Annotated in this window: 11 protein-coding genes; 6 read left to right on the top strand and 5 right to left on the bottom strand. The window is 61.6% G+C overall.

The window, feature by feature from the left end; genetic code table 11:
* From WA943_RS00560 to WA943_RS00550, 3 genes are all read left to right on the top strand, one after another.
* Positions 1-2,068, top strand: a 2,068-nt coding sequence (locus WA943_RS00560) for a hypothetical protein (protein WP_424467619.1), incomplete at its 5' end; no start/stop codon positions are given.
* Positions 2,069-2,073: 5 nt separating this feature from the next.
* Positions 2,074-3,039 (top strand): site-specific tyrosine recombinase XerD, encoded by a 966-nt coding sequence (locus WA943_RS00555; protein WP_424467617.1) that lies wholly within the window; start codon positions 2,074-2,076, stop codon positions 3,037-3,039.
* Between the two features lie 129 nt (positions 3,040-3,168).
* A complete protein-coding gene (locus WA943_RS00550) occupies positions 3,169-3,582 on the top strand; it encodes a PaaI family thioesterase (RefSeq protein WP_424467615.1) in 414 nt (137 codons plus the stop codon).
* Between the two features lie 126 nt (positions 3,583-3,708).
* On the opposite strand, the gene sigJ is transcribed toward WA943_RS00550, so the two are convergent.
* The 3 genes from sigJ to WA943_RS00535 are packed head-to-tail and all read right to left on the bottom strand — an operon-like array spanning position 3,709 to position 5,670.
* On the bottom strand, positions 3,709-4,644 hold the full coding sequence (gene sigJ, locus WA943_RS00545) for an RNA polymerase sigma factor SigJ (protein WP_424467613.1): 936 nt from the start codon (positions 4,642-4,644) through the stop codon (positions 3,709-3,711).
* Between the two features lie 18 nt (positions 4,645-4,662).
* Complete coding sequence (locus WA943_RS00540) at positions 4,663-5,217, bottom strand: carboxymuconolactone decarboxylase family protein (protein ID WP_424467611.1); 555 nt, start codon at positions 5,215-5,217, stop codon at positions 4,663-4,665.
* A gap of 27 nt (positions 5,218-5,244) precedes the next feature.
* Positions 5,245-5,670 (bottom strand): hypothetical protein, encoded by a 426-nt coding sequence (locus tag WA943_RS00535; protein ID WP_424467609.1) that lies wholly within the window; start codon positions 5,668-5,670, stop codon positions 5,245-5,247.
* 274 nt (positions 5,671-5,944) lie between these two features.
* Here WA943_RS00535 and WA943_RS00530 point away from each other — a divergent pair, with 274 nt between their 5' ends.
* Both WA943_RS00530 and WA943_RS00525 read left to right on the top strand, forming a co-directional pair.
* Positions 5,945-6,904, top strand: coding sequence for an acetyl-CoA carboxylase carboxyltransferase subunit alpha (locus WA943_RS00530; protein WP_424467607.1), 960 nt, complete (start codon positions 5,945-5,947; stop codon positions 6,902-6,904).
* A 79-nt stretch (positions 6,905-6,983) separates the two neighbouring features.
* A complete protein-coding gene (locus tag WA943_RS00525) occupies positions 6,984-7,511 on the top strand; it encodes a PAS domain-containing protein (RefSeq protein ID WP_424467605.1) in 528 nt (175 codons plus the stop codon).
* Here the strand turns inward: WA943_RS00525 and WA943_RS00520 are convergent.
* Both WA943_RS00520 and WA943_RS00515 read right to left on the bottom strand, forming a co-directional pair.
* A complete protein-coding gene (locus tag WA943_RS00520) occupies positions 7,508-8,707 on the bottom strand; it encodes an epoxide hydrolase family protein (protein ID WP_424467603.1) in 1,200 nt (399 codons plus the stop codon). The genes WA943_RS00525 and WA943_RS00520 overlap by 4 nt on opposite strands.
* On the bottom strand, positions 8,704-9,885 hold the full coding sequence (locus WA943_RS00515; protein ID WP_424467601.1) for an epoxide hydrolase family protein: 1,182 nt from the start codon (positions 9,883-9,885) through the stop codon (positions 8,704-8,706). Before WA943_RS00515 ends, WA943_RS00520 begins: the two co-directional genes overlap by 4 nt.
* A gap of 144 nt (positions 9,886-10,029) precedes the next feature.
* Between WA943_RS00515 and WA943_RS00510 the strand changes: the two genes are divergently transcribed.
* Positions 10,030-11,346 (top strand): spinster family MFS transporter, encoded by a 1,317-nt coding sequence (locus WA943_RS00510; protein WP_424467599.1) that lies wholly within the window; start codon positions 10,030-10,032, stop codon positions 11,344-11,346.
* Positions 11,347-11,418: the final 72 nt, after the last annotated feature.

The following is an 11,418-nucleotide window of genomic DNA, read 5'->3' as shown; positions in this document are numbered from 1 at the left end:
GTTCAGAATGTGGAAAAAGTCCTGCCCGATGGCCAATTCCCGCGCTAAGCACGGCGTAATGCCGTCGGCAGCCAGCGCTGGTGCAGGCCTCTTCATGGCGGCGGCGCTGGTCGTTGTCGCGCATGCCGAAACGCTCGGGACCTTGCCCGCCGGATCGGTGCGGACGCCCGGCACCATAACCACCACGACCGGGTCATACGGTTCGACGACCACAACCACCACGACGCTGCCCGCGCCCCAGTCTGTGCCTCAGGCTGCGCCCCAATCTTCGCCCATGGCTCCGGTCAGCGAAGATGGTGATCGGGGAACGGGTTCGCGCCCGGCACTGAGTTCGGGTCCGCAGCCGATCGTGCCGCCCGGTTTCGGCGCCACGTCGCCGGGGCCGGACACGGCTTTTCCCGCAGGCGCCGAGCCCTCCTCGCAAGGCGTGATGCAGACTTTGACCGCCGTGCCGGGTCATGCCAATTCCAGCATCACCATGGGCGAACTTGGCGGCGTCGATGCCTCTGCCGCCGGGCTTATCGGTGACGGCGATGGCGGCTTCGGCCCCGATATGTGGCGCGGTACGACGCGCGCCGATGTCGATCGCAATCTTGCCGTCATGCCGGTCGCCACGCGCTCGCCGGTCGTCAACGATCTGGCGCGACGTCTGCTGCTGACCAGCGCGACGCCGCCGCAGGGTCAATCCGACAGCACTTCGCTTCTTGCCGCGCGCCTCGACCGGCTGATCGCTTCGGGCCGGGCGGATCTTGCCGCCGACCTTGGGCAGAGTGCGCGAGCCGACAAATCGCCGCCTGTCGCCATTGCGCGTGCCAGGGCGGCGCTTGCGCTCGGCAATGACAAGGATGCCTGTTCGGAACTCTCCGCCATTCCCGCCGGCAACGATCCGGCCCATGACGAGGCGGATGCCTTCAGCACGAAGCTGTCAGCCTTCTGCCAGATCCAGTCCGGCAACAAGGCTGCCGCGAATCTGACGCTCGATCTCGCGCGCGAGCAGGGGCTCGACGATCCGCTATTCTTTTCGCTGGCCGCCGAGGCGGTCGACGGGTTGAAGCTCAAGGCTGCCGAGCCGAAATCGCTCAGCATTCTCGATGTGCGTTTCTATCGCCTCGCCAAGCGCGCAATGCCCAAGAATGCTGGCGCGATTGCCGTTCCTGCCGTTGTGAAGACGCTTTCGCAGGACGAGAATTTGCCTGCGCAAACCCGCATCGAGGCTGGCGAACGCGCCGCCATGATCGGCCTGCTCAAGACGGATGAACTCACGGCGCTTTACAGGTTGCCGACGTTCAAGCCGGAAGAGCTGGATGGGGCCAAGGTTGGCGTTTTCCCCTCGTCGCCCGCCATGCGCCGCGCGCTGCTCTTTCAGGCCATCGACGCGGAAGTTTCGCCTGCCGACCGTATCGACCTCATCAAGCAGATGTTTGTGGCGGGCGAAAGCGGCGGTGTCTATATGGCGACCGTTCAGGCCTTGTTGCCGGTGCTGAGCGCTTTTACGCCTTCGCCGGCGCTGAAAAGTCTTGCACCCGCGGCCGCACGGGCCTTTCTTCTTGAAGGTGATCGTGCGCATGCCGAGCCGTGGTACAAGCTCATTGCACCGGCAGGTGGACAGGCGCTTGGGCGTGACGGGCGCGAGCTTGCCGCCGTCATGCGCATAGGCGATCCGAAGGGACTAAGCGGCAATCTGGATCAGGTCTTTGCCGAGATTGTCGCCGACTTGAAGTCGGGTACGCCCGAAGCGCAGAATTTCGCGGCTCTCGAAGCGATGCTGATCGATGCTTTGGGCACACCGCTTCCACAGTCCGTTCTCGGTGCTTTGAGTTCTGCGCCGCGTAGCGTCGGCGCACCGGAGACGCTTCTAAATCAGTTACACAATGCCGGCCTGCATGGCTCGGTCGGCGAAGTCGTGTTGCTCTCACTTGTTGCAATCGGGCCTGGGGGGCCGGATAGCGCAGACCGTCAAGCAGTTGCGCAAAGCGTATCAAGTCTCAGAGCGGTTCACCTCGATGGAGAGGCGCGGCGCCTCGCCACCGAAGCTTTGATGGGACGTAGTCACGCCGGACGCGGGTGAGTTCCATGTCACATGAGTCACATACCAAGGATGCGGGTCAGCATCACATCGACGCTTTTCTGGAAATGCTAAGTGCCGAACGTGGTGCTGCGCGTAACACGCTCGATGCCTATCAGCGGGATCTGAAAGATTTCGCCGGTTTTCTTGCCAGCCGCGACAAGGATGTCGCCGGTGCGCAAACGATGGACGTTCGGGATTATCTCGAAAGTCTGTCCACACAGGGGCTTTCAGCCTCGACGGCGGCGCGGCGGCTTTCCGCCATCCGCCAGTTTCACGGATTTCTTTATACGGACGGCATCAGAACCGACGATCCCTGCGGCGCCATTGAAGGCCCACGCCGGGCGCGGCCATTGCCCAAAACTCTTTCGGTAGCGGAAGTCGATGCCCTGCTTGCGGCGGCGCGGCTTGTCGAGGATGGCCGTTCGCAGGAAGAGTCGGTGCGTGCCTATAAGCGGGCGCGTCTCGTCTGTCTCATGGAGGTTCTCTATGCGACGGGTCTTCGCGTTTCCGAGCTTGTCGGCCTGCCGCTATCGGCGGCGAAGGGCGACGGGCGTTTTCTGACCATTGTCGGCAAGGGTGGACGCGAGCGTCTGGTGCCTTTGTCGGAAGCGGCGCGGCTTGCCATCGACGAATATCTGCCGCTCCGCGTTGCGCGGCTTGGCGATACGGTCTCGCCCTGGCTCTTCCCCTCGCGCGGTCGGCAGGGCCATCTGACGCGCCACCGTTTCGCGCAGCTTCTGAAAGATCTGTCGATCTCGGCGAAGCTCGATGCGGGCCGCGTGTCGCCGCATACGCTGCGTCATGCCTTTGCGAGCCACTTGCTCGCCAATGGCGCGGATCTGCGTGCCGTTCAGCAGATGCTCGGTCATGCCGACATTTCGACGACGCAGATCTATACCCATGTGCTTGATGGTCGGCTGAAGGCGCTGGTCAACGAGCATCATCCGCTTGCGAAGAAGGACTCGGCGTAAGTCCGAGCCTTCGTGCCGCTTTTGTCGGTTTGAACTTTTTTGCAAGCGACCGGATCAGATCGACACATCGACCGCATCGATAGCGATGTCGTATGGTTGCGCCACATCGAAATCTGAGTGGAGTTGACCATGAGCGATCGGCGGACGACGGAGGCCGGAGACCTGTCCAAATCTCTGGGGCAGGAGCGCGTGGTTCTGCTCGATAAAGAGGCTGGTCGCGCCATCATCGAATATCGCTGCGGCATGCATATGTGCCATTCGGGCGGCGTCGCGCAGGGCGGGTTCGTGACCGGCTGGATCGATGCGGCCATGGCGCATGCGACGATGGCGGCCACCGATTTCGCCTTCACGCCCATGTCGCTCGAAATCAAGGTGAGCTTCTTCAAGCCGACCGCGCCGGGGCTTGTGCATGCCGAAGCCTGGATCGAGCAGCGCGGGCGTTCGACGGTATTTCTCGAGGGCCGGTTGACGAATGAGGCAGGCGACGTGCTCGCCAAGGCCACATCGACGGTGCGCCTCATTCCGCGCGAGAAGTTCGCTTAAGGGCGTTTTGTTTTCGGACAGCATTGTGGGCGTCATGCGCGGGCTTGACCTGCGTATCCACGTCTTCCTTGCAGCGTCGAAAAGCAGAAAGACGTGGATGGCCGGATCAAGTCCGGCCATGACGCTTCAAGGGAAATGTTGCAACAACTCAACTCCCAGCGTCTCCGCCGCTCGCGCCAGCTTGTCGGGGTTGCGCATGATGTAGATCGTTGCGATCCGGCCATCTTCCACATCGATGCTGAGGAGCGAATGCATCTTGCCTTCGTGGAGCAGGGCAAAGCCCGGTTCCCCGTTGATGCTGACGAACATGGTGTCGAGCGGTAGTGCGAATTTCTTTTTGATGCCTGTGAAAAACCGGGCGATGTGGTCGGCGCTGTAAATCGGATTGAGCGCAGCTGCCGCCTTGCCGCCGCCATCTGAATAGAGGATCGCGTCCCTTTGCAGGCAGGTGATCAGCGCATTTGAATCTTCCGCCGCAAGCGCATGCGAGAAGGCGGCAGCGAGGCGTTCGTGATCGCGCGCGCTTGCATGAAAGCGGGGCCGGTCGTCCGAGACGCGACGGCGCGCGCGGCTGACGATCTGTCGGCAAGCTGCCTGCGATTTGCCGAGAATGGTGGCGAGTTCGCCGTAGTCATAGTCAAAGGCTTCATGCAGCAGAAAGGCGGCGCGCTCTTCGGGCGCGAGCCGCTCCAGCATATGAAGAAGCGCCATTGAAATATCGTCAGCGAGTGAGAGATTTTCTTCCGGCGTCGGCTCGTGGCGATCGCTTGCCGCCTCGACAATCGGTTCGGGCAGCCAGGGACCCACATAGGTTTCGCGCCGCGCGCGCAGACGGCGCAAATGATCGAGGCCGAGCCGTCCCGCCGCTGTCGTCAGCCAGGCTTCGGGCGAGCGGATTTCGCTTGTGTCGATGCCGTTCCAGCGCAGCCAGGTTTCCTGCACAACATCTTCCGCATCGCTCACCGTGCCGGTGAAGCGATAGGCGATGGCAAAAACTCGGGCGCGATGGCGAGCGAATATTGCTTCCGCCGTTTCCTCGCCGATATGACTTTTGGCTGTCATGGCTGCAAGCCTATACGATTATGCAGGCAAAAGTGTTGCGAGATCGGCCCGCACGGTTTCCCGCCCGATAGTGACGCGCGAACAGGCCTGTCCGTGGCCCATCGCCCGTTTGACGGTCGGGAAGAGCCGGGACGAGGCGATGGCAAAGGCCAGTTCCACTGTGGCGACCTTGCCCCACCATGCCTCGATTTGCGGGCGCAATTCCTCGCTGCGCAGGTCATGGGCGCAGACAGCTTGCGCAAACTCAAAGGCGGTGCGCGTGCGCTCGTCCATCGCCGCGAGGTCGCCAGTGACGGCGGCGCGAATGATGGCCGGGGAAACGCCTGCTTCCGTCGCCAGATTGACGCAGGTTTGCAGGCAAGGGCCGCAATCTTCCGAATGTGCCGCGGCGATTTTTGCCACCGCATAGGCCTCGACGGGCAGGGCTTTGCGGTATTGCGCCATCGGGGTGAAAAAGACGAAGCGCCAGAAGCCGCCGGGGGCCGCGCCATAAATATCGCGCATGAAATCGGCGCTCTCGCCGGTCCGGCGTTCCTGTTTGCGGAGGCTGCGTTCGATCAGAGTTTTGAACATGTGAGGCTCCTTTGGATGCTGAACGGATCAGGCGCGGTCGGCCCGCACCCACCAGACGAGCAGCGCGGCGACAAGAGTGGGCCCGAGCACGCCGGGTGCGTCTATGACGAGGTGGTGGAGGGAGAGGCGGCCTGCCGCGATGTCCCAGATGTGCAGAAGGACGTGGAGGCCGAGAAACAAGGTCACGGCGCTCATCAGCGCGAAGGCGTGACGGATCGACCAGGCGGAAACGGCGGCGAGAATAGTGGTCGTCAGATAGGCGACGCCGATATCGCGGACGAAATGGGGGTTGAAAGGCCCTGTATCCGACACGCCTTCGACGGCTCCGTACCAGCCGAGCGGGTCGGCCAGCATGTAAAGCGCATTGGCAAAGAGGCCGAGCGCCGTCAGGCCAAGCGCGAGGCGCTTCAATGTGAGATGGCGCGAATCGGTGGCGGCCTGGGCGATTGACATGGGGTTTTCCTCCGAGCTGATCTTAAGGCGAGGCGACCCGGGTTCACGCCGCTCTCGCCCATGGCACAAAGACGCGGCATATGCGCAGCTTGTGACAGCGAGGGGCTCGGCGTTTACCAATGAACGTAGCGGCGGCCAAAACTGCCCGCCCGGCGGTTGACAAGGGGCCTCGCAGAAGCCAGTGTGCCGGCCAATTCCTGAGCAAATCAGGGATCCGGGCCGACATGGTCCTTAAGCTTTTTCGAAGTTGAAAGGGCGGACACCCCTGAGCGCGATGCATACATATCTCGACTTCGAGAAGCCGATTGCAGAACTGGAAGGCAAGGTTCAGGAGCTTAAGCTCTTGGCCGCGCAGGATTCCGGTATCAGCGTCAATGACGAGATCACGAAGCTTGAGCAGAAAGCCGCTCAGCTTCTTCAGGACGCATATAGTTCTCTGACGCCGTGGCAGAAGCTGCAGGTGGCGCGCCATCCGCGTCGGCCGCATTTCGTCGATTACGTCGAGCGTCTGATCGAGGATTTCACACCGCTTGCGGGTGACCGCGTTTTTGGCGAAGACCAGGCGATTGTCGGCGGTCTGGGGCGTTTTCGCGGTCGGTCGGTCATGGTCATCGGCCATGAAAAGGGCTCCGACACCCAGACGCGCATGAAGCACAATTTCGGCATGGCGACGCCTGAGGGCTATCGCAAGGCCGTGCGGCTGATGGAAATGGCCGATCGCTTCGGCCTGCCCGTCATTACGCTTGTCGATACGGCAGGCGCCTATCCCGGCATTGGTGGCGAGGAGCGCGGTCAGGCGGAAGCCATCGCGCGGTCCACCGATTGCTGCCTTGGCCTCGGCGTGCCGCTGGTTGCCGTCATCATCGGCGAAGGCGGATCGGGTGGTGCGGTTGCGCTGGCGACAGGCAATCGCGTGCTGATGCTCGAACATGCCGTCTATAGCGTCATCTCGCCGGAAGCCGGCGCGTCTATCCTGTGGCGCAGCTCCGACAAGGCGCAGGACATGGCGACGGCGCTCAAGATTACCGCGCAGAACCTGCATCAGCTTGGCGTCATCGACCGTATTCTGCCCGAGCCCATTGGCGGCGCGCATCGCGAGCGCGCCCAGATGGTCAAGGAAACGGGCGACGCCATCGAAGAAGAATTGCGCGGCCTTGAAAAGCTCGACGGCCCGACGCTGAAGCGTTTGCGCCGCGAGAAGTTCCTTGCGATGGGCCGCGTCGGCGTTTCCTGACGGGTCTGCCGCCGCCGGATTGATTTCCCGCATGGCCAGCGGCCATGCCGCCGTCGCGACGAGATATCGGAGCGTGCGCATGACCAGATCTGGTTTGTATTCCGATGGAGCCAGGCGATTTTTCGCCTATTGGGACGGTTTGCCGAAAGACGGGTTGCTGCCCGACCTTTCCAGCGTCGATCCCGACGACATTGTCGCCCTGATGCCGACCGTCACCATTCTCGAATATGTATCGCCCGAGCGCATCGACATGCGCCTCGTCGGCCCGGTTGTGCGCGAGGTTCTGGGCTTCGATCCAACGGGACAGAACTACCTCGAACTGCAAGCGGCCGAGGCGAAGGCGCTATATCTTCGCCTCGTCGATGTTCAACTCAGCCTGCCTTGCGGGCGGCGGAACATTCTGAAAATGCGCCATGCCGATGGCGTCATCACACGGGTCGAAGCCGTGACGCTGCCCATGCGTTATAAGCTCTTCAATCGTTCCGTGGTCCTCAGCTATTTCGGCACGCTCGACATTATCGGCTTCGGCGATGGCGGCTATCAGGTTCTCGATTTCGAGGACACGGAATGGATCGACATCGGCGCCGGGATTCCGGACTGGGGCTAGAGCATCTCCGCGAAAGCGTCGCGGACGTCGTCGGCGAAGAGTTCCGGCTCTTCCATCGCGGCGAAGTGGCCGCCTTTTTCCATGATCCGCCACCGGACGATGTTGTAGCCGCGTTCCGCCCATGAGCGCGGTGTGAGCGGTAGCGTGTCCATCGGATATTCTGAATAGGCGGTCGGCACGGTCACGCGCTCGCCGGGTTTCAGCGAGGCGGAGCCTTCGGCGGGGCCTGCCTTGTAAAGCGTGTTCGCCGAATTGATGGTGCCGGTGAACCAGTAGATCGCAAGCTGCGTCAGGATCGTGTCGAAGGGAAAGCGCGCGATCATGCCTTCCATCGTGTCGGTCTTGTCGGTATCGCCGAGGCGGTAATATTTGTCGGCGAGCCAGCCTGCGAGACCGGCAGGGCTGTCCATCAGCGCGAAGGCGAGCGCCATGGGCTTGGTCGACTGGATCGAGCGATAGCCTTCCTCCTGCCGCCACCAGACCTGCATTTCCTTGATCCAGCGGCTTTCCTCGTCGTTTACCGGCGGCTGGCTCGGATGCTTGAGGGAGGGGCGGAGCGGCAGCATGGTCAGGTGAATGCCGAGCAGGCTTTCGCCATGCTGCAGCGCGAGGCGCGAGGTGACGAAGCTTCCCCAATCGCCTGCCTGCGCCGCATATTTGTCGTAGCCCAGCACTTCCGTCATCAGCCTGTGCCAGAGATCGGCAATGGCCGCCGGTCCGATCGGGATGCGCGGCTTCGACGAGAAGCCATAGCCGATCAGCGAGGGCACGATCACATCGAAGGCGGGGCCTTTGCGTCCGTATTTTTCAGGATGCGCGAGCGGGTCCACCACGTCGAGAAATTCGCGGAAGGTCGAGGGCCAGCCATGCGTGAGGATCAGCGGTACGGCATTCGAGCCTGAGCCCTTTTTATAGATGAAGTGGATCTCGTGATCTTCTCCATCCGCGTCGGTAAGGCTCGCGCGATATTGCGGGAAGCGATTGAGGCTTGCCTCCGCCTTCCGCCAATTGAAATCGTCGCGCCAATATTCGACGAGCTTTTCCATGTAGGGAAGGCTCGTGCCGTATTCCCAATGCGCATTGCCTTGCGGCTCGTTTGGAAAACGCGTGCGCTGAAGGCGGCGCTTCAGATCCTGAAGTTCCTCTTCAGGGACTTCGATCTTGAATGGGTCGGCGGGTACGATCTGATGGCTCATTTGACGGACTTCACGAAAGCGCGCACATCGTCGGCGAAGACCTTGCCGGTTTCGAAGGCGGCGAAGTGGCCGCCATGATCGAAGTCGGTCCAGCGCGCCACGTTGTAGCCCTTCTCCACCATGGAGCGCGGCGGGAAGACCAGAAATTCCTTCGGGAAATTCGCGATGCCGGTCGGCACCTCAACCTTTGTGCCGGGTGCCATGTTGTTGCCGCCTTCCTCGAACAGGCCGCGATAGAACCAGGTCGCGGTGTTGAAGGTTTTCGTTACCAGATAGATCATTACGCTCGTGAGCAGCTGATCCTTGGTATAGGCGTTTTCGATGTGTTCCTTGCCATCCGCGCCGCGGCGGTCGGACCATGAATTGAATTTTTCGATGATCCAGGCGGCCGCGCCCACGGGGCTGTCCATCATGCCGTAGGAAAGCGTCTGCGGCTTCGTCATCTGCAAGCGCAGATAGGCGCCTTCCAGTTCGAAGTTCATTGCAGCGCCTGCCGCCCAGTTCTGCTCGGCCTCGCCCTCCGGCAGGACCGAGGGACGCAGGCCCCACATGTTCATATGGATCGCCTTGCAGCCGCCGCCTTTTGCGAGCGGGTGATTATAGCCGAGATAGCCCGTGACGACCGCGCCCCAGTCGCCGCCCTGCGCAATGTATTCCTTGTAGCCGAGAACCTCGCGCATCAGCTTGTCCCAGAGCGCTGCCGTGCCCTTCGGCCCGATGGGCTTCTTCGGCTTGCCCGAAAATGCGTAGCCCGGCAGCGAAGGGACGACGAGGTTGACGCCGTCTTCAGCATTGCCGCCGAATTTCTCGGGATGAGCGAGAGGTTCGATCACCTCATAGAATTCAAACACCGAGCCCGGCCAGCCATGAGTGAGCAGCAGCGTTTGCGGCGCGGTGCCTGATCCTTTCACATGGATAAAGTGGATTTCCTGACCGTCCACCGTTGCCTTGAATTGCGGGAAGCGGTTGAGGTTCGCTTCCGCCTTGCGCCAGTCGAACTTTGCCAGCCAGTAGTCACAAAGCTCGCGCATATAGGTCATGTCGGTGCCATAGGCCCAGCGGTCGCCGCCTTCAGCGATTTCCGGCATCTCGTGCCATTCATAGGCGCGAATTTTCGCGGCGATGGTGTCGAGGGTCGATTGCGGGATGTCGATCTTGAAGAGCGTGGGGGCGGACATGGATGTTTCTCCGATAACAGCGTTCTCGTTGGCGCGCATTATGGCAGGGGTCTCGCATCTCGCAACAAGGCTGCGATTGCCGCAGCGACCTTGCGTCTCTAAGGTGTTGGAAAATAAAACTCAAAAATCTCCCGGGGAGGCACAATGGCTGAAGGCACGGTAGACGAGCGCGTACCGATCAGTATGCGAGAAGGCAATCTGTTCAGACGGCACTATGCGCTCATCATTTTGACGCTCGCCTATACGTCGAGCCATGTTGATCGCGGCATCGTCAATATTCTGCTGCAGCCGATCAAAAACGAATTCAACGTCAGCGACACCTGGCTTGGCCTTCTCTCGGGTCTTGCCTTCGCGTTGTTCTACGCGACGCTCGGCATTCCGATTGCCATGTGGGCGGATCGCGGCAACCGGCGCAACATCATCGCGCTTGCCGTCACGATCTGGAGCGCCATGACGGCGGCTTGCGGTCTGGCCGGTAATTTCACGCAGCTGCTCGTCGCGCGTATCGGCGTCGGCGTCGGCGAGGCCGGATCGAGCCCGCCGTCGCATTCGATGATCGCCGACCTCTATCCCAAAGAGCAGCGCTCAATGGCGATGGCGTTTTATTCCATCGGTGTTTATGCCGGTGCGATGATCGGCCTTATCCTTGGCGGCTGGGTCGTTCACAATTACGGCTGGCGCGCCACGTTCTTCGTCGTCGGCCTGCCGGGCCTTCTGATCGCGCTTCTGGTCCGCTTCACGATGAAGGAGCCGCTGCGTGGCCATGCCGACGGGATTGCGCATGATGCTGCGTTGAAATCGAACATCTTGCAGGTGTTCAAGCATCTCTGGAACACGCGTTCGGCGCGCCACATCACCATCGGCTTGACACTCGTTTCTTTCGTCGGTTACGGCGGGCTGATCTTCGGGCCGTCCTTCTTCATGCGCAGTCTTGGGCTCGACCTGCAGACGGTCGGTCTCATCTTCGGCTTGATCGCGGGTTTTGTCGGCGGCTTCGGCGCGCTGATGGGCGGCTATCTCGCGGATCGGCTGTCGCGGCGTGATATGCGCTGGAACGCATGGGTGATTGCGGTCGCCAAGATTCTCGGCATGCCGCTCTTCATCATCTTCTACATGTCGTCCGACCTCACGATCATGTTGCCGGTCTATATCGTCTCGTCGATTCTCGGCGCCTTCTACCTCGGGCCGAGCTTTGCGATGATCCAGAGCCTGACGCCCCTGCACATGCGCGCGTTGACCTCTGCGGTGATGCTGTTCGTGTTGAACTTCATCGCGCTCGGGTTCGGCCCGCTTACCGTTGGCCTTCTCAGCGATCTGCTGGAGCCGCGTTTCGGCACGGAAAGCCTGCGCTGGGCATTGTTCCTCTCCGCCTTCATCGGCGTCTGGGCGGCTGTCCATTACTACTGGGCGGGCCAGACCTACCGCGAAGACGTGGCGAAGCTTACGGCGCAAGACGCCTGAGCCTTTCGGGAAACAAAAACGCCCGCCTCTTGAAAGAGAGGCGGGCGTTTATCTTTTGTGCGGTTGGCGGTG

Origin of the sequence: Parvibaculum sp. (genome assembly GCF_049651025.1) — a bacterium.
GTDB lineage: Bacteria > Pseudomonadota > Alphaproteobacteria > Parvibaculales > Parvibaculaceae > Parvibaculum.
This window is presented reverse-complemented; position numbering and strand designations above follow the sequence as displayed.

Bases quoted from the DNA above. Each gene is read 5' to 3' on its own strand.
- WA943_RS00555 (WP_424467617.1), top strand. From the start codon at position 2,074: ATGTCACATGAGTCACATACCAAGGATGCGGGTCAGCATCACATCGAC.
- WA943_RS00550 (WP_424467615.1), top strand. From the start codon at position 3,169: ATGAGCGATCGGCGGACGACGGAGGCCGGAGACCTGTCCAAATCTCTG.
- sigJ (WP_424467613.1), bottom strand. From the start codon at position 4,644: ATGACAGCCAAAAGTCATATCGGCGAGGAAACGGCGGAAGCAATATTC.
- WA943_RS00540 (WP_424467611.1), bottom strand. From the start codon at position 5,217: ATGTTCAAAACTCTGATCGAACGCAGCCTCCGCAAACAGGAACGCCGG.
- WA943_RS00535 (WP_424467609.1), bottom strand. From the start codon at position 5,670: ATGTCAATCGCCCAGGCCGCCACCGATTCGCGCCATCTCACATTGAAG.
- WA943_RS00530 (WP_424467607.1), top strand. From the start codon at position 5,945: ATGCATACATATCTCGACTTCGAGAAGCCGATTGCAGAACTGGAAGGC.
- WA943_RS00525 (WP_424467605.1), top strand. From the start codon at position 6,984: ATGACCAGATCTGGTTTGTATTCCGATGGAGCCAGGCGATTTTTCGCC.
- WA943_RS00520 (WP_424467603.1), bottom strand. From the start codon at position 8,707: ATGAGCCATCAGATCGTACCCGCCGACCCATTCAAGATCGAAGTCCCT.
- WA943_RS00515 (WP_424467601.1), bottom strand. From the start codon at position 9,885: ATGTCCGCCCCCACGCTCTTCAAGATCGACATCCCGCAATCGACCCTC.
- WA943_RS00510 (WP_424467599.1), top strand. From the start codon at position 10,030: ATGGCTGAAGGCACGGTAGACGAGCGCGTACCGATCAGTATGCGAGAA.